The 17895-nt window shown below is 70.6% G+C and carries 14 protein-coding genes and 1 pseudogene; 9 read left to right on the top strand and 6 right to left on the bottom strand.

The features are described 5' to 3' along the window. The first annotated feature begins 85 nt into the window (after window positions 1–85). From ABH935_RS44675 to ABH935_RS44655, 5 genes are read left to right on the top strand one after another with little or no spacing between them, the layout of a single operon-like run. Entirely contained in the window at window positions 86–871 is a 786-nt protein-coding gene (locus ABH935_RS44675; RefSeq protein WP_370384080.1) for an SDR family NAD(P)-dependent oxidoreductase, read from the top strand. A gap of 46 nt (window positions 872–917) precedes the next feature. After that, the gene (locus tag ABH935_RS44670; protein ID WP_370384079.1) at window positions 918–1649 is read left to right on the top strand and encodes a FadR/GntR family transcriptional regulator; all 732 of its coding nucleotides are present in this window, start codon (window positions 918–920) and stop codon (window positions 1647–1649) included. After that, on the top strand, window positions 1646–2791 hold the full coding sequence (gene dgoD, locus ABH935_RS44665; RefSeq protein ID WP_370384078.1) for a galactonate dehydratase: 1146 nt from the start codon (window positions 1646–1648) through the stop codon (window positions 2789–2791). The genes ABH935_RS44670 and dgoD overlap by 4 nt, the downstream gene beginning before the upstream one ends. An 8-nt stretch (window positions 2792–2799) precedes the next feature. Beyond that, complete coding sequence (locus tag ABH935_RS44660) at window positions 2800–3444, top strand: bifunctional 4-hydroxy-2-oxoglutarate aldolase/2-dehydro-3-deoxy-phosphogluconate aldolase (RefSeq protein WP_370384077.1); 645 nt, start codon at window positions 2800–2802, stop codon at window positions 3442–3444. Further along, window positions 3441–4385: a sugar kinase gene (locus ABH935_RS44655; RefSeq protein WP_370384076.1), complete on the top strand. Its 945-nt coding sequence runs from the start codon at window positions 3441–3443 to the stop codon at window positions 4383–4385. The genes ABH935_RS44660 and ABH935_RS44655 overlap by 4 nt, the downstream gene beginning before the upstream one ends. A 33-nt stretch (window positions 4386–4418) precedes the next feature. Here the strand turns inward: ABH935_RS44655 and ABH935_RS44650 are convergent. Continuing rightward, window positions 4419–5636, bottom strand: a pseudogene (locus ABH935_RS44650) (MFS transporter); the annotation flags it as partial. 59 nt (window positions 5637–5695) lie between these two features. On the opposite strand from ABH935_RS44650, the gene ABH935_RS44645 reads away from it, so the two are divergent. After that, complete coding sequence (locus tag ABH935_RS44645) at window positions 5696–6670, top strand: helix-turn-helix domain-containing protein (RefSeq protein WP_370384075.1); 975 nt, start codon at window positions 5696–5698, stop codon at window positions 6668–6670. 21 nt (window positions 6671–6691) lie between these two features. Here ABH935_RS44645 and ABH935_RS44640 read toward each other — a convergent pair whose 3' ends face one another. Both ABH935_RS44640 and ABH935_RS44635 read right to left on the bottom strand, forming a co-directional pair. Further along, entirely contained in the window at window positions 6692–7207 is a 516-nt protein-coding gene (locus ABH935_RS44640) for a GNAT family N-acetyltransferase (RefSeq protein ID WP_370384074.1), read from the bottom strand. A 134-nt stretch (window positions 7208–7341) separates the two neighbouring features. Further along, window positions 7342–8142: a G1 family glutamic endopeptidase gene (locus ABH935_RS44635; protein ID WP_370384073.1), complete on the bottom strand. Its 801-nt coding sequence runs from the start codon at window positions 8140–8142 to the stop codon at window positions 7342–7344. Between the two features lie 324 nt (window positions 8143–8466). Between ABH935_RS44635 and ABH935_RS44630 the strand changes: the two genes are divergently transcribed. Further along, entirely contained in the window at window positions 8467–9567 is a 1101-nt protein-coding gene (locus ABH935_RS44630) for a hypothetical protein (protein ID WP_370384072.1), read from the top strand. A gap of 88 nt (window positions 9568–9655) precedes the next feature. Here the strand turns inward: ABH935_RS44630 and ABH935_RS44625 are convergent, their stop codons facing one another. Next, a complete protein-coding gene (locus ABH935_RS44625) occupies window positions 9656–12487 on the bottom strand; it encodes a BTAD domain-containing putative transcriptional regulator (RefSeq protein ID WP_370384071.1) in 2832 nt (943 codons plus the stop codon). 139 nt (window positions 12488–12626) lie between these two features. On the opposite strand from ABH935_RS44625, the gene ABH935_RS44620 reads away from it, so the two are divergent. Next, entirely contained in the window at window positions 12627–13808 is a 1182-nt protein-coding gene (locus tag ABH935_RS44620) for an AAA family ATPase (protein WP_370384070.1), read from the top strand. Window positions 13809–14462: 654 nt separating this feature from the next. On the opposite strand, the gene ABH935_RS44615 is transcribed toward ABH935_RS44620, so the two are convergent. Then, a complete protein-coding gene (locus tag ABH935_RS44615) occupies window positions 14463–15947 on the bottom strand; it encodes a DHA2 family efflux MFS transporter permease subunit (protein ID WP_370384069.1) in 1485 nt (494 codons plus the stop codon). 94 nt (window positions 15948–16041) lie between these two features. On the opposite strand from ABH935_RS44615, the gene ABH935_RS44610 reads away from it, so the two are divergent. Beyond that, window positions 16042–16611 (top strand): TetR/AcrR family transcriptional regulator, encoded by a 570-nt coding sequence (locus tag ABH935_RS44610; RefSeq protein WP_370384068.1) that lies wholly within the window; start codon window positions 16042–16044, stop codon window positions 16609–16611. 21 nt (window positions 16612–16632) lie between these two features. Here the strand turns inward: ABH935_RS44610 and ABH935_RS44605 are convergent, their stop codons facing one another. Then, on the bottom strand, window positions 16633–17880 hold the full coding sequence (locus ABH935_RS44605) for a cytochrome P450 (RefSeq protein ID WP_370384067.1): 1248 nt from the start codon (window positions 17878–17880) through the stop codon (window positions 16633–16635). Between the last annotated feature and the right edge of the window lie 15 nt (window positions 17881–17895).

The raw sequence follows: 17895 nt of genomic DNA, 5'->3' as shown, positions 1-17895 counted from the left end.
GCTCCGCTCGTGGAGCGAATGTAGGAGTCCCATCGACGTGCGTCAAGATTATTGCATTATTAATTCTCTTCGGTAGGGTGGCCCCGTGAACGAACAGACCTGTCGCCGCTTCACCGACCGGGTCGCCGTGGTCACCGGTGCGGCCGGCGGCATCGGCGCGGCCACCGCCCGGCGCCTGGCCGCCGAGGGTGCGGCCGTGATCGCCGTCGACGTCGCCGACGACGCGGGCCGCGCGGTGGTCCAGGAGATCAACACGGCGACGGAGATTCTCGAAGCCGGCGGCCGGGCCGAGTACTGGTCCGGAGACGTCGCGAGCGCCGCCATGTGGGACGCGTTGGCAGAACATGTACACGCTCGTTACAAGCGGCTCGACGTGCTGCACAGCAACGCCTACCGGGTCGTGGTCAAGCCGGCGCACGAGCTGAGCGAGGCCGAGTGGGACGGACAACTCGGCGTGAACCTGAAAGCCGCCTGGCTCGGAGTGCGCGCCTTCGCCGGGACACTCGGGGAGAATCAGGGTTCGATCGTGCTCACCTCCTCAGTGCACGCGCTGATCGGCCTGCCCGGCCATCCGGCCTACGCCGCGGCCAAGGGCGCGCTGTGCGCGCTGGGCCGGCAGCTGGCCGTCGAGTACGGCCCGCGGATCCGGGTCAACACGGTCCTGCCGGGCCCGATCCTGACCGCGGCGTGGGACCGGGTCGACGCCGAGGGCCGCGCCGCCAGCGTCGCGGAGACTGTCGCCGGACGTTTCGGGCGCCCTGAGGAGGTGGCCGCGGCGGTCGCGTTCCTGGCCTCGACCGACGCCTCCTTCGTGACCGGCGCGAACCTGGTCGTGGACGGTGGCTGGTCGGTCGTCAAGGCTTCGTCATGACAGCCACCGGCGAAGTGAGTGCCGGGCAGCGGAAGGGTTTCCCAGTATGAGTGTGCACGTACGCGGCCTGCACGGTCAGGCCGTCGACGTGATCGGCGAGCGGATCGTGCGCGGCGACAACGCCCCCGGCGACCTGCTGTACCCCGACCGGATCGAGGCAGAGCTCGGAGTCAGCAAGACCGTGGTGCGCGAGGCGCTGCGCGTCCTGGCTTCCAAGGGCCTCATCGACTCGCGGCAGAAACGCGGCACCTTCGTCCGGCCGCGCGCCGACTGGAACCTGCTGGACGCCGACGTGCTGCGCTGGCGCGGGCAGGGGGTGCCGGACGAGGGCTTCCTGGACGACCTGGCCGAGGTCCGCGCGATCGTCGAACCGGCCGGCGCGCGGCTGGCGGCGCGCCGGCGCACCGAGGAGGACCTGGCCGCGCTGGTCGAGGCGATCGAGCAGATGGAGGCCGCCGACGGCGACGTCCCGGCGACCGTCGAGGCCGACCTGGCCTTTCACCGGGCCCTGCTGGCCGCCGCGCACAACGAGCTGCTCACCGGGATGGAAGTGGTCATCGAGGCCGGCCTGCGGGTGCGCGACAGCTTCGTGCACGGCGCGGACCACGGCGCCGAGCACGGGGCCGACGACGCCGTACCGGCGCACCGCGCGGTGGTCGACGCGATCGCCGCGCGGGACCCCGAGGCGGCGGCGCGCGCCGTCGAGGAACTGCTCGCCAAGGCCGTCGCCGACCTGCGGCAGCTGATCGGCTCACCAGACCGGGAAGAGACCGCATGAAGATCACATCAGTGGAGACGTTCCTGGTCGCGCCGCGCTGGCTGTTCCTGCGCGTCGGCACCGACGATGGCCTGGCCGGCTGGGGCGAGCCGGTGGTCGAGGGGCGCGCGGAGACGGTCCGCGCGGCCGTGGCCGAGCTGTCCGGATATTTGCTCGGCGAGGACCCGCTGCGCCTGGAGCACCACTGGCAGGTGCTGACCAAGGGCGGTTTCTACCGGGGCGGCCCGGTGCTGTCCTCGGCGGTCGCAGGGATCGATCAGGCGTTGTGGGACCTGGCCGGGAAGGCGTACGGGGTGCCGGTGCACCAGCTGCTCGGCGGGCCGGTGCGCGAGCGGGCCCGGGTGTACGCGTGGATCGGCGGCGACCAGCCGACGCAGGTCGCGGAGCTGGCCTCCGAGCAGGTCGAGGCCGGGTTCACGGCGGTGAAGATGAACGGCTCGGCGCAGATGCGGCACATCGACACCCCAGCGCGGACCGAGGAGGTCGTCGCGCGGGTCGCGGCGGTGCGCGAGGCGCTGGGGCCGGATCGCGACGTGGTAGTGGACTTCCACGGCCGGATGTCGGCGGCGATGTCGCGGCGGCTGCTGCGGATGCTCGAACCCTTGCAGCCGTTGTTCGTCGAGGAGCCCGTGCTTCCCGAGCACAGTCGGGACCTGCGTTCGCTGGCCGAGTCCTCGGGCGTGCCGCTGGCGGTCGGCGAACGGCTGTATTCGCGGTGGGACTTCCGGGACGTGCTGCCGAGCGGCATAGCCGTGGCGCAGCCCGACGTCTCGCACGCCGGCGGGATCTCCGAGCTGCGCCGGATCGCGGCGGCGGCGGAGACGTACGACGTCGCGATGGCTCCGCACTGCCCGCTGGGGCCGATCGCGCTGGCGGCGAGTCTGCAGTTGGACTTCGCCACGCCAAACTTCCTGATCCAGGAACAGAGCCTGGGGTTGCACTACAACAAGGGCAACGAGATGTTCGACTACTTGCTCGACCCCGAGCCGCTGCGGGTGCGGGACGGCCACATCGCGCGGCTGACCGGACCGGGGCTCGGGATCGAGATCGATGAGGCGGCGGTGCGGCGGGCCGATGAGACCGGGCATCGGTGGCGGAATCCGGTGTGGCTTCATGAGGACGGGTCGTTCGCGGAATGGTGAGGATTCCCATGGATCTGACCGAAATACCGTTTCGGACCCTGGCCATCGTGCGGGGCACGGACCGCGATGCCGCGCTGCGGACCGTGTTGGTGCTGGCCGAGGAAGGGCTGAGCACGGTCGAGGTGTCCTTGACGACACCGGATGCCTTGTGGGTGATCGAACATGCACGGGTTGAGCTCGGTGCCGAGGCCGATCTCGGGGCCGGAACGGTGGTCACCGCTGAGGACGCGAGGCGCGCTGCTGATGCGGGCGCTGGGTTTCTGGTGACGCCGGGGCTCAGCGCTGATCTGCGGGACGGACCGGCGACCGGGCTGCCGATGTTCGTCGGGGCTCTGACGCCGAGTGAGGTCATCGCAGCGGGCGAATTCGGTGCTGACGCGGTGAAGCTCTTTCCGGCGTCGGTCGGTGGGCCGCGGTATCTCAGGGCTTTGCGGGATCCGTTTCCGGCGACGCCATTCGTGCCGGTCGGCGGGGTCGATCTGGATACGGCTCGGGAGTATCTGGCGGTCGGCGCGGTGGCGGTCGGCGTCGGATCGCCGCTGATTGGCGATGCGGCGAAGGGCGGCGACGTGGCTGAGCTGCGGCGGCGTGCGGCTGCCTGGCGGGCCGGCATGGCCGAGGCGGTTTCGGCGGTCTCGGCGGTCGGCGGATGACGGCTATGACGTCTGCGGCTGGGGTGGACTTTCTGACCATCGGCGAGACCATGGGCGCGTTGCGTGCCGCCGGGCCCATTCGGCTCGGTTCGGCCATGACGTTGTCGGCGGCGGGTGCGGAATCGACTGTCGCGATCGGGCTGGTTCGGCTGGGACATCGTGCCGGTTGGGTTGGTCGGGTCGGCGACGACGGGGTGGGCGAACTGGTTCTGCGTACGCTTCGCGCTGAAGGCGTCGATGTCACCTACGCGCGCGTGGATCCGAACGGTCGCCCGACCGGGCTGATGACTCGGGAGCATCGGGTCGGGAGCCTGATCCGTGTGGACTACCACCGGGCGGGTTCGGCCGGATCGGCGCTGGAGCCCGGCGACGTGCTGGCGGCGTTGGAGGGCGGGACGCGGGTGCTGCATCTGACCGGTATCACGCCTGCGCTCAGCCCGAGTGCTGCTGAGACGGTGCTGGTCGCGGCTCGGCGTGCGCGTGAGCTGGGCGTGACGGTCAGTTTCGATGTCAACTATCGATCGCGGTTGTGGTCGCCGGAGCGTGCACGCGAGGTGCTGCTTCCGTTGGCTGAGCTTGCTGATGTACTCATTGCTTCCAGCGATGAACTGCATCTGGTGGCGCCCACCTCTGCGACGCACGCGGCTCGCGAGGTGGTCGTCACGCGAGGCGGCGACGGGGCCGGCGTGACCACGGCCGACGGCGGCACCGTGTCAGTGCCCGCACACTCGGTGCCGGTGGTCGATGTCGTCGGCGCCGGTGACGCGTTCGTCGCCGGCTATCTGTCAGGTCTGCTCGACGGGTTGCCCGTTGAGCAGCGGCTGCGCCGCGCTGTCGCCGTGGGCGCGTTCTCCGTCGCCACCGCCGGTGACTGGGAGGGGCTGCCCACTCGCGCCGATCTCGCTCTGCTCGACGAACCCGCCGGGACCACCGTGCGGTAGGAGCCGCACGGATCTGAATGCCAGCGGGAAGAAGGCTGCGGCCACGTAGATGATCCCTGCGACGGTGGCGACGCGGAAGCCGCCGAACGCTGACGCGAGGGGGCCGACGCTGAGCTGTCCGACGGGAATCGCCGCGTAGGAGAGCAGATCGTCGAAGGAGCACACGCGGGAGAGCGCGGTCGGCGGGACGTGTTCCTGCAGCGATGTGTCCCAGCTGACGCTCGCGACGGCCGAGCCGAGGCCGGCGACGAAGGCGGCGGCGATCAGGTACGGGGCGTGCAGGCCGGCGCCGAGGACCAGCAGGGGGATGGCGATGAGCACGCTCATGAGCTGGCCCAGGGCCAGGAAGTGGCGGACGGCCAGCCTGGTCAGGAGCGTGCTCATGACCAGCAGGCCGGCGCCGCGGGCGCTGAGGACGAAGCCCCAGGCGGCGGCGCCGCTGGTCTTCCTGGTCAGTTCTGGGCCGAGGATCTGCCAGGTGCCGGTCTGGACCAGGTTCATCAGGCAGAAGGTCGCCGAGACCGTCCAGACCCAGCGGAAGCCGACGAACTGGCGCCAGCCCTCGCGGATGTCGGCCAGGATGTTCGTCTCCTTCTTCGCCTTCTTCGGGTGGCTGGTCAGGGACAACATCCGCAGGCAGACGGCCGCGAACAGATAGGTGGCCGCGTCGAAGGCGATGGCGGGGCCGCTGCCGATCGCGACGACGAGGACGCCCGACAGGCTGGGGCCGAAGATCTTCATGGCGTTGCGCATGGAGCTGAGCAGCGCGTTGGCCTGCTGGATCTGGTGGCGCTCGACGAGTTCGGGGACGAATCCGCGCAGGGCCGGGGTGGTGAAGGCGGCCAGGACGCCGTTGAGGAGTTCGAGCAGGGCCACCACAACCAGCGAGTAGTGGCCGGTGAGCAGGAGCGCGGCGACGGCGCCCTGAGTCAGGCCGGAGCCGAGGTTCGCCCAGACCAGGACGGTACGCCGGGCGAAGCGGTCGGCGGTCGCGCCGCCGACGAGGAGGAAGACGAGCATCGGGATCATGTGCGCGGTGAGGACGACGCCGAGGTCGCCGGCCTTGTCGTGCGAGGCGTTGAGGACGGCGAAGGCCAGGGCCACCGGGGACATCGAGGTGCCGAGGAGGGAGACGGTCTGGCCGGTGAAGAAGGCGCGGAAGTCGGGGCGGCGGAGGAGGCGGTGCGGGGGCTGGGCGTTTTGTTCCAGTGGAAGTGGAAGCCGGGGCTCCCCGGCAGGGCTTTCGGGCATGGCCGCGAGTGTCCGAGCGCGGGGATGTGGAATGCTAACCCTTCGGATGGAGGCGAAAGATGACGCTCTTGCGCTTGTCGCCGCGGGCCCTGTCCAGGTCGCGCTTCGCCCTGTCGCCGCTGGCCGAGACGTTCGGCGCGATGCGGATGCTGGCGAAGCCGTGCACCGACCCGTGGCTGGCGTCGTGGCACGAGCGGCACGCCGCGACGTTCCGCGCGCGCGTGGCGTCGGACCGGTTCACGGCCGGGCTGGTGCGCCTGCTGATCACGGCGAGCTGGCTGCCGGACTTCGTCGCCCTGCCGCCGCCCGGCGGTATGCGTACGACGTTGGCGCAGGAGCTCGACGCCGTCCGCCGCTTCACGGACGCGGAGGTGCGTGCGCAACTTGAAGCGAGCGACCAGCACACCGACATCGCCGGCGGCCTGGACTGGCTGGAGGGCACCGGCTGGGCCGAGCGCTGCGCGCGGCTGCTGGACACGGTCTGGCGCGACCACGTCCTGCCCGACTGGCCACGCCGCCGCGCGCTGCTGGAACGCGAGGTGACCTACCGCGCCGGCCTGGTGGCGGTCTACGGATGGTCCAACGCACTGGGCACCATGAACAAGCGCAGCGAATGGGTCGGTGACGACGCGATCCGCTTCAGCCACCGACCGATGGCTGACCGCATCGTCGGTCCCGAGGGCATGCAGTTCGTCCCGGTCACCCTCTCAAGCGGCACCTGGCTCTGCGAGGTCCCACCCGACAGCTACGCCCTGGTGTACCCGGCGCGCGGCGTCGCCGTACGCGGCGGCGACCCGGCGGACGACCGGGTACGCGCACTGGAGCGCCTGATCGGCCCGGTGCGAGCACGGATCCTGCTGGAGCTGAGCCGCCCGGCGACGACCACGGAGCTCGCGACGACGCTGGAGGTCTCGCTGGGCACGGCCGGCGGCCACATCACCGTGCTGCGCGAGGCGGGGCTGATCGAAGGCACGCGGGTCGGGCGGCGGGTTGTCTACCGGCGGACGGATGATGGAGATCGGCTCGCGGGGTGAGCGACGCGTCGTGGCCGTATCTCAGCCCGCGCGCTGATCAGCATCCGGGCCGAGGGTGACCCCGGGATCCTGACGCCGCAGTACGAGGCGGACGATGACCTCGCCGTTGCCGTCCAGGTCGCCGGTCGGCACGAACCCGAGCCGCCGGTAGAACCCGGCCGGCCCGCCGTTCAGCGGCACATAGCTGGTCAGCAGCTCGGTCGCGCCCTCGGCACGGACGAGGTTCGCGACCTGTCGCACCGTCTCGGCGCCATGGCCGCGACCCTGATATCGCTGGTCCACGAGGAGTTTCCACAGGAACCAAGGTCCGATGACGTCCGGGGGCCGCGGTTCCACGTTCCAGCTCAGCATCACGAACCCGACCGGCTCCTCGTCGGCGTAGACGGCTCGGAACCACGGTCGCGCATGCGGATACTCAACGGCATCCGCCAACGCGCCGCGCACCGAACCGACGAACCGTTCCTGCTCCGGCGCCACGCGAAGTGCCAAGGCGGCGTCGCGATTATCCTCGGTGATCTCGCGAAGCGACACAGCCATGGTGATCAGCCTAGCCGCCGACCTCGCCCGGCTGCCCGGCTGCCCGCCTGCCGGCCTGCCGCCTCCGGCCCGTTCCGTGATGAGGACACGGCCCGGGCACCGAGGCGAGACAGGGATGCAGGCAGGGGCAGAGGTCAAGAACCCAGCCAGCTGATGGTGAAACTCCCGTTGGACAACGGCGAGTTCTGCGTCAGCGGCGTGCTGCCGCGCTCGATGTCGGTGGAGTTGACCGTACCGGCCTGGTCCAGGGGCTGCCCGTTGGCGACGAGGTCGGTGAACGTGACCGACCCGAACGGCGCCACCGGCCCGATCCCGTTCCCCAAGTCCTCCACGATCGCCTCGGCCGAGCCGAGCTGGTCGTCCCCGGTCTCGGTGAACGTCTTCGACCACCCCTGCGTCGTGTCGCTCTCGGTTAGCGTCCACGAGCTACCGTTCACCGACACCGAAGCCGTGATCTGGTCGCCGGCGTTGACAGTCTCCGTGAAGTACACCGAGTCCGCCGGATACATCTCGACCCACGGGTAGTAGCCGGCCACCCCGCCCTGACAGTCCTGGTCGAAACCGATCTGCTCGACCGTGCTGGTGCCGTAACCGTCGATGCCGATCCACGGCGACACCGAGCTGTCCGAGACCGACGAGCAGTCCAGCGTGGGCACCGTCCACGAGCCGCTGATCGAGGTGAACTGGTTGCCGGTATCCGCGTACCCGCCCCAGATCTGGTCGTCGTGCACCTTGCGGTTGCCGGGCCACGCGTGGTTGTAGTGCGGGAAGGTCGCCGGGGATTTGGTGTGCGAGGCGTGCGAGGCGTGCGATATCTGCGATATGTGCGACGAGGTGGCGGCCGAGGCGGGGCCGGCCAGGGTCACGGCGAGAAGCACCGAGCTGCCGGCGGCGAGGCATGCCAAGCCGACCCGGTATCCGGATATTGCCATCATGTTCCCTTTCACGTGGGGGTGGCGCCCATCGCAGCAGGCTTATAAGGGAGAGTGGCCGAATACCCTGTCGCTGGAAACCAAGGGAGGGTAAAGCGCGTGATGTCGTCAAACCCGCCCGGCACCGTGGCTTTCACGCCAAATCTCGCCCGATCCCACGAGTCCGTCGAACCTCACAGGCACCACTGCCGTGTCGGTCGTGCCAGAGCGCCGTCCGCATCGGATGGCGCGCAGCGGCATCTGACGATCGGAAGGATCGGCACGATGAGAAGACTAGGTGCCCTGACAGGGGCCGTAACCGGGTTCAGCATCGCCGCGGTTCTCGTCATGAGTCCCATGACGGCGCAGGCGGCAGGAGCCGACACGACCTTCACCTCGATACCGCCGGTGAACACCGGCACCATGCAGCTGATGTCCATCTCCCCGAAATCGGCTTCTGACGCCTGGGCCGTCGGCGTCGACTATCTGAACTCGAACACGGTCATCGCCACGCAGGCCGAGCACTGGAACGGCATCGCGTGGCGGGTCACGCCGACGCCCGACCCGACCGGAAACGTCGACATCCTGAACGGTGTCGCGAACGTCTCGCCGTCCGACGCCTGGGCCGTCGGCTACAGCCAGAACACCGCCGGGAGCTACTCGGCGCTGCTCGAACAGTGGAACGGCACGCGCTGGGCCACCGCGCCCGGCGGCAAGGCGGCCACCAGCAGCCAGGAGACCCTGAACGTGGTCGCCGCGACCTCCCCGAGCGACGTCTGGGCGGCCGGCGAACACTTCGACTCCTCGGCCGGCGGCTTCGTGGGCCTGATCGAGCACTTCAACGGCACGGCGTGGAGCATCGTGCCCAACCCCGACTCGTACACCTCCAACGGGATCCAGCACAGCGTCCCGTCCTGGAACGCGATCGTCGCGAACTCGGCGTCGGACGTGTGGGTGGCGTCCAACTCGGGATCGCAGACCGCTGTCGTCGAGCACTGGGACGGCACGGCGTGGAACGTGATCCCGACGCCGCAGTTCACGACGCTCAACGGCGTCAGCGTCAACCAGGTGGCGGTCAACGGACTGGCGGCCACCTCGGCGAAGGACGTCTGGGCGGTCGGCACGGTCACTGGCTTCGGCCGGCACGCGCCGCGCAACCAGCTCATCGAGCACTGGGACGGCACGGCCTGGACCGTGGCGGCCTCCCCGGCCGGCACCGCGACGCCGCAGGGCCTGTCCAGCGTCGCCGCGCTGTCGCCGACCGACGCCTGGGCGCTCGGCTTCCAGCCCGGCACCGCCAACCCGGCCCTCCAGCACTGGGACGGGACCGCGTGGAGCAACGTCGCCGTGCCGAGCGCGAGCGGGGTCCTGTCGGAGCTCGCCGCCGCGCCGAGCAGCACCCTAGTGGCGCTGGGCAGCACCCAGGCGTTCCTCAGCACCAACGGGTGAGCCTGATCTGATCAGCTGACAGCCGTGCTCCTGCCGCCGTGTAGCGAACCGGCAAGGGCACGGCTGTCCCATTTGCCGAGTGCTGCGGCTACGGCCCCACCAACGCGTTCAATTTCGCCCGGATCTCCTCGGCCCTGTCGCTGTCACCGGCGCCGTCGAACCAGTCCAGCGACTCCTTCCACGCCGCCTGCGCCTCGGCTGGGCGGCCTGCGGCTTGGAGAACGTCGCCGTAGTGGTCGAGGGTGTCGGCGCCGAGCGCGGTGTCCCCGGCTTCCACGTACGCGTCGACGGCCTGTCGCAGCCAGTCTGCCGCCGCGTCGAAATCGCCCTGGTGGAAACAGGCCATGCCGAGGGTGTCCACCAGGCTGCCCAGCGTGTCCGGGCTGACCGACTTCACGCGACTCCACCCGACCGCCTCCGTCGCGGTGTCGATCGCGTCCTGGAACCGTCCGCCGACGTCGTAGGCGTAAGCCAGGTTGTTGAGCGTCAGGGCCGTTTCCTCGACTCGGCCCGTGCCCTCGTACAGGAGCAGGGCACGCTGGTAGTACTCGTACGACTCGTCCACCCGGCCGTGATTGCACAACGTGTCGCCCATGTTGACCAGGGCCAGGGCCTGGCCTGCCAGGTCCCCCAGCGCCTCGAAGATGCTCTGCGCCTTGTCGGCCGCCGCGAGCGACTCCTCGATCCGGCCCTCCGCTTCCAGCCGGCCGCCGAGGGTGTTGAGCAGCCGGGCCTGGCCGACCAGGTCCCCCGCGGCCTCGGCGGCGGCCAGGCCCAGCCGGGTGATCCGGGTGATGTCCGCCATCAGGCCTCGAAGACGCATGAAGGGGTAGGTGACACGGGGTATCAACCAGGCCACGGCTCCCAGCTGTTCGTCCGCGGCCATCTCCTGGACCTTCAGCAGGGCCGGGTACTCGGCCTCGTACCAGGCCGTGGCCTGTGCGGCGTCGGCGAACCCGATCGCGGGCTCGCACCACTCGGCCTGGCTGATGTCCACCGTGGGCCTGTGGGTGTTCAGCTGGTTCAGGGCTTGCAGGTCCGCGTAGAGGTACCAGCCGGCAAGCCGCGTCCGGGCCGCGCGCCGTTCTTCAGCGGAGTCCTCCTGCTCGACGAGTTCGTGCGCGTAGGACTTGATCAGGTCGTGGAAGCGGTACCGCCCGAACGCGGGCGCCTCCAGCAGATTCGCGTCGACCAGCTTCTCCACCAGCTGCTCGGCCTGCCGCAGCGGCCGGTCGATCAACGCGGCCACCGCGTGCGGGCCGAAGTCGGGGCCGGGGATCAGGCCCAGCAGCCGGAAGGCGCGGGCCAGCTCGGCGCCGTCGCGGTCGGCGAGGCTCGCGTAGCTGGTCTGGAAGACGGACCGGACGGCGGTGTCGCCGATGGCGAGTTCGTCGAGGCGGTAGCGCTCGTCGCGCAGACGAGCCGCGAAGGAGGTGATTGTCCAGGACTGGCGGGCGGCCAGCCGGGCGCCGACGATGCGCAGCGCCAGCGGCAGGCCGCCGCAGGCCTGGAGGAGGTCGTCGGCCGCGGCCGCCTCCGCACCGAGGCGTTCGGTGCCGACGATCCGTTCCAACAGCGACTGCGCCGCGTCGGCGCGCAGCGGCGTGAGGTCCAGGGTGGTGCAGCCGGGCAGCTGGCTCAGCCGGTTCCGGCTGGTGATCAGCACGCCGCTGGTCTCCGAGGCGGGCAGGAGCGGCCGGGCCTGCGCGGAGCCGGCGGCGTTGTCCAGGACGACGAGGTAGCGTCGGCCGTAGGTCAGGCTGCGGAAGCGGGCGGCCCGGGAGTCGAGGTCGGGGGCCACCTCGCGCGGCGGGTCACCCAGGGCGACGAGCCACTGGAACAGCACCTCGGCCGGATCGCGCGGGACCTGGTCGGCGCCGTGCAGGTCGGCGAAGAACTGTCCGTCGGGGAACCCGGGGGCCAGCAGGTGGGCGACCCGGACGGCCAGCGTGGTCTTGCCCAGGCCGCCGCTGCCGGTCACGGCGGCGATCGCGATCTGGCCCGGACCGGTGTCGGCGGCGAAGACCTCGGCCAGGGCGGCGACCTCCTCCTGGCGTCCGGAGAAGTCCGCGACGGCGGCGGGGAGCTGGGCTATCACCGGCTGTGGAGTGCGGTCCGGCGGGCTCCCGGGTGCGGTCTTCCCCGCCGGCGCAAGCTCGCTCTCAGCGCGAAGTTCCAGGCGGGGATCGTTGGTGAGGATGCGCTGGTGCAGCTCGCGCACCCGCGCCGAGGGTTCGACGCCGAGCTCGGCGATCAGGGTTTTGCGAAGGTCGCCGTAGGCGTGCAGGGCGTCGGCCTGGCGTCCGCCCCGGTACAACGCGAGCATCAGCTTCGCGTGGAAGTCTTCGGCGAGCGGGTTCTCGGCGGTGAGCGTCCGCAGATCCGGCAGGATCTCGTGGTGCCGGCCGAGCTGGAGATCGGCCTGGATCCGGCCGTCGTAGGCCGCCCAGCGCAGCTCGCGCAGCGGTTGGGCGGCAGTCGGCGGGATGACGCCGTCCGTGAGCCCGGCGCCCGGTTCGCCGCGCCACAGGTCCAGCGCGGCGGCGAACTCGTCGCGGGCCCGCTTCCAGTCCTCGTCGCCGAGGGCTCGGCGGCCCTTGCGGCAGGCGTCCTGGAACAGGGAGACGTCGAGCTCGTCGTCGGCGACGTCGATGACGTAGCCCGGCGGGGCGGTGCGGATCCTCGGCCCGGCCTGCGGCCCGAGCTGTCTGCGCAGGCGCATCACGTGGTTGTGCACGGACGCCACGGCGGCGGCCGGCGGATCGCCCTGCCAGATCCGGTCGGCGAGGACCCCGATGCTCACGACCCGATTCGCGTCAGCCAGGAGCACGCCGAGGACGGCCTTGGGAATCCCGCCCGTCAGGGGGATCGGTTGGTCCTCGACGATTACTTCCAACGGCCCCAGCAGTCCGAACCTCATTACCCCCGCCTCTGCCGCTCACCGCACAGATGTGGCAGCGATTTTAAGCCAGGCACGGTTCTGATTGCGAGGTCAGCCCACGGGTCGGACTCTCCTGCCGGTCAAGCGGTTGTCAGCACCTTCGTCTACGGTCGAAGGCGTGATCACCACGCTGGCCGTCGAGAACTACCGCTCGCTGCGCGACCTGTGCATCCCGGTCGGCCCGCTGACCGTCGTCACCGGCGCGAACGGCAGCGGCAAGTCCAGCCTGTACCGGGCCGTGCGCCTGCTGGCCGACGTCTCACGCAACGGGGCCGTGGCGGCCTTGGCGCGCGAAGGGGGCCTGCGCTCGACCCTGTGGGCCGGTCCGGAGCGGGGCACGAAGCCGGGCCAGCGGACGCAGGGCACGGTGCGCAGCGTGCCGATCGGCCTGCGGCTGGGCTTCGGCGGCGACGAGTTCGGCTACGCGATCGACCTCGGCCTGCCGGTGCCCAGCGGGGAGCCGGAGGCCGCGAAGTTCAACCTGGACCCGGCGATCAAGACCGAGGCGGTGTGGAGCGGCCCGGTGCTGCGCCCGGCGACATCGCTGATCGAGCGGCACAACGACGTCGTCAAGATCCGCGGCGCCAACGGCAAATGGGCCCCGAAGCCGTACCCGATCCAGCAGTTCGACAGCATGCTGAGCGAATTCGCCGACCCCGAAGCCGCCCCAGAACTATTCCGAGTCCGCGACCGCATCCGCTCCTGGCGCTTCTACGACCACTTCCGCACCGACACCGACGCCCCAGCCCGCGCCCCGCAAATCGGCACCCGCACCCCGGTCCTGTCGCACAACGGCGCCGACCTGCCCGCCGCCCTCCAGACCATCATCGCCACCGGCCGCCGCCCGCAACTGGACGCGGCGATCGACGACGCATTCCCAGGCAGCAGGCTGGAGGTACAGGTCGAGACAGACGGCCGCTTCTCACTCCACCTCCGCCAACCCGGCCTCCTCCGCCCCCTCGGCGCCCCAGAACTCTCCGACGGCACCCTGCGCTACCTGCTCCTGGCCGCCGCCCTACTGAGCCCCCGCCCGGCAGACCTCCTGGTGTTCAACGAGCCGGAGACCAGCCTCCACCCAGACCTACTCGCACCACTGGGAGCGCTAATCGCGGCGGTGTCGGAACGCAGCCAGATCATCGTGGTCTCCCACGCCGACGCCCTGATCCGCGCCATCGCGCGCGCCGCAGCGGAGCTGCGACGGGACGTGGGAATGGTCGAGCTGGAGAAGGTGAACGGCGAGACGGTACTGCCGGGACAGGGATTGCTGGATTCGCCGCTGTGGTTCTGGCCGAAGCGCTGAACGGCCGCGAAGCTTCGCAGACGATCCGGCCACCCCGGTCGCGACGGGGCAGCCCGGCCGGCCACGTGGTTCGTCGTGTCCGACCGGACCATGCGGGGTGTTGGTTCTGGGTCCCTCGCCGCGTCGGCGGGCTCTGCCAACCTGGCCGGTTTGGCGGTGTCAAGCCGGACGAGGCTGTACCACAGCAACAGGGGTGCGGCTTGATTCCGCCAAACCGGGCTGGTTCCGTCTACGGCGACGACGCGGCGAGGGACCCAGAACCTCGGCGACCACAAGCAGCGACCGCCACCGGACAACGCAACGCAGGCAACAGCGTGAAGGAAGCCGACCAGTCGCGGACCGGCGCCCCCAAGCCCGACGCACGGGTCGCCCCCTCGCTGTAGAGCGCCCGCCGGAGGCCTCAAGGCGCCCACCACGCACGACGATTGCCGCCTACGACATGCGCAGTGACTCGGGCTCACGCGTGGTCGTGCACGCGCAAACCGGCGGCCGCCAGCGCAGCCTGGTGTGCGAGTCGGGCGTGGCGGCATTTTGTTAGGGAATTATCGCCCCTTATACACAGATATAGCACGCGCCGCCGACATCGCCACCTGCCGACAAACCGCAGTGGCGCCTGACCCACGGGATGCGAGTCAGACGCAAAACCGATCCCACTCAGACTTCAGCTTCAGCAAGCTCATCGACCGCACCCACACCCGAACCCACACCCGACCCCTCCCCCTCACCACCACCCCGCCCCGGCAGCAGCAAGCACAGCGGCACCGCCCCAGCCGTGAACGCGGCAGCCCACCAAAACGCGTCGCCGAACCCCGCAGCCTGAGCCGACACGGTGTGCGCGCCAGCAGTAGCACGCTGCAGGATCATGACGAGCACCGCAGTACCCACCGACCCTCCGACCTGCTGCGCGACGCGACTGATGCTGGACGCGGCAGGGATCTGCTCACGCCGCAACCCGACATACGCGCCGCCCATCAGCGCGATCATGGCCGCACCGAGCCCCAGGCCACGGATGAACAGGACGGCCATCAGCACCGTGTTGCTCGTCGTGGCGGTGACGAAGCCGAACGGGACGGTGGACGCGAAGGTGACGGCGAAAGCGACGACGGCGATCGGGCGCGCCCCGAAGCGGTCCATGTACCGCCCGGCCAGCGACCGGGAGAGCAGCGTGCCGACGCCCTGCGGGATCAGCAGCAGCGCCGCCCCCAGGGCCGACTCACCGCGAACCTGCTGCCAGTACAGCGGCATCAGCAGCATCGCGCCGTAAAGCGCGGCGCCGGCCAGGAGCAGCAGCGCCGAGGACGAGGCCAGCGACCGGTGCCGGAACAGCCGGATGTCGAGCAGGGCGTCGCCGCCGCGCCGCAGGGCCCAGGCGACGTACCCGGCCAGGAGCACCACCCCGATCAGCAGCGGCAGCCCGGCCTTGGCACCGGCCGGCCCGCCGGAACCGCCGAGCTGCGTCAGGCCGTAGACGACCGCGGCGACCCCGGGCGAGAGCAGCGTCATGCCGACGGCGTCCAGGCGCGGACGCGTCCCGGGGCGGGGTCCGTCATGCGGCAGGTTGCGCCAGGCGAGGTATCCGCCGACGACACAGAACGGGGCGTTGAACAGGAAGATCCACCGCCACTCCCCCAGATGCAGAATGACCCCGCCGAGCACCGGCCCGACAACCGGCCCCAGCGCGGTGGGCACCGTGATCAGCGACATGATCCGGCCGATGTTCCGCCCACCGGCCGCCTGCATGATCAGCGTGGCCATCAGCACCATCATGACGCCGCCGCCGACGCCCTGAACCACGCGGAACGCGATCAGGCTCGGCGCGTTCCATGCCGCCGAGCACAGCATCGAGCCGGCGAAGAACAGCCCGAGCGCGAGGATCCACAGCCGCCTGCCGCCCAGCACCGCCTGCGCCCAGCCGACCGCCGGCATCGTCGCGGACAGCGCGAGCAGATAAGCCGTGGTCACCCACTGAACCGTGGCCAGCGACGTGTGCAGCTGCCCGGCGAGGGTGTCGATCGCGACGCTCATGATCGTGGTGTCGAAGATGACTGCGAGCGCACCGACGATCAGCGTGAAGGTCAGGCGCCGCAGGGCGGGGTCGATGCGGTCCGGCTCTGGCGGCCGGGCAGGGGTGGCGTTCATCGACGGCTCCTTAAGATACAAACCTCTATCTTACGAACCCCAGACTAGGCCGCTACGATTAGATACGCAACTCTATCTAAACGAGGGAGTCACGATGCCCGAACGCCGCCGCGGAGCCGCCCTGGAGAACGCGCTGCTCGACGCGGCCTGGGAAGAACTCACCGCCGTCGGCTACGCGCGCTTCACCATGGACGCCGTCGTCAAGCGCGCCGGCACCAGCCCGCCGGTCCTCTACCGCCGCTGGCCCGACCGCGACGCCCTGGTCCGCGCGACCCTCACCCGCGTCCTGCAGAAGAACGTCCTGCAGGCCCCCGACACCGGCAGCCTCCGCGAGGACGTCCTGACGCTCCTGCGCGAGATCAACGCCACCAGCGTCGAGCTCATCACCGCGATGAGCAGCTACTTCGCCGGCTACCACAAGGAGACCGGAGCCGGCACCGGCGACCTGCGCGACCCCTCCGCGACCGGCCGCAAGCAGGCCGTCGACGCGATCTTCGAGCGCGCCGTCGAACGCGGCGAGGTCAAGGCCGACCGCCTCACCGAGCGCGTCAAGACCCTGCCGTTCGACCTGCTGCGGCACGAGTTGCTGACGACCTACTCCCCCGCGCCCGACGACGTCCTGGAGGAGATCGTCGACACGATCTTCCTGCCCCTGGTGCGGTGAGTTTCGTGCGGTGAACTCCGGTCAAGAGGAGCGCGGAAGCACCTTCCCAACCGTGACCGGAAGCGCGGCGAGCGATCGCTGCCGGTGGCTCGACCGCCAGACCAGTTCCTCCGACGGCACGGCCAGGGCCAGGTCGGGGAGCCTGGCCAGCAACGTCCACAACGCGATGCGCACTTCGAGTCGAGCAAGTGGCGCGCCCAAGCAGTAGTGCACTCCATGCCCGAACGTGACGTGACCCGCGCCCGCCCCCGGGCTCCCAGCGCCCTGCGGATCGCGATTCGCGGAGCTGACCGACAGCAGAACGGTGTCACCGGCCGGAATCACGACACCGTCGCCAAGCGCCACGTCCTCGGTCGGAAAGCGGCGGATCGCGGTGGTCCCCGGCTGGTCGCGCCGCAGCACCTCCTCGACCAGGGCAGTCATGCCCGGCGTGTGCGGGTCCGGCTCGGCGCGCACCGCGTCAGCGGCGGCGGGGTCCGTGAGGAGCCGGGCCACCGCCGCGCTGATCACGTGCACCGAGTTCTCATAGCCCGCGAACAGGATCAGGAACGCCAGCGAGAGCAGCTCGTCCTCGGACAGGCGGTCGGCGCCGTCGCGGGCCGCGATCATGGCCGAGAGCAGGTCGTCGGCCGGCTCGTCGCGCTTGGCCGCGAGCAGCCCGGACAGCAGCCCGATGATGCCGCGCATCGTTCCGGCCACCTGCTCCGGCCCGTACTCGCCGGGCGCGAGCAGGACCTGCGTGTACCCGCGCAGCGTCGCACCCTGCTCGCCGGGGACGCCCAACAGGTCGCAGATTACTGCGATGGGCAGCGGCGCGGCGTAGGCGCTGACGAGGTCCGCCATGCCAGCGCTAGAGCCGGTGTCGCCAACCAGCGCATCGATCAGCACATCGATCAGCGCATCCGCCTGCCCCTGAATCCGCTCGCGAAGCCCCTCCACCCGCCGCGCGGTGAACGCCGACGACACCAGCCGCCGCAGCCGCGCGTGGTCCTCCCCGTCCAGGTTCAGCAGGTTCGCCTCCAGCGCGGGCGGCAACCCGAAGCCCTCGTAACCGGCCTGCGAAGCCTTCTTGTTCAGCGCCAGCCGCGGATCGGCGAGCAGATTCCGCACGTCCTCATACCGGCTCACCACCCAGATCCGCTCCCCGCCCGCGAGCCGCGCGCAGTGCACGCCCCCGGGCTCGGCGTGCAGCCGCTCGGCCACCACCTCGTGGTCGGCGCCCAGGACGGGGATGAGCGCGCGGGCGATGTCCGCGTCTTTGACGGTCACGAGGGCACTCCATCT

Origin of the sequence: Catenulispora sp. GAS73 (assembly GCF_041262085.1) — a bacterium.
Lineage (GTDB): Bacteria > Actinomycetota > Actinomycetes > Streptomycetales > Catenulisporaceae > Catenulispora.
This window is presented reverse-complemented; position numbering and strand designations above follow the sequence as displayed.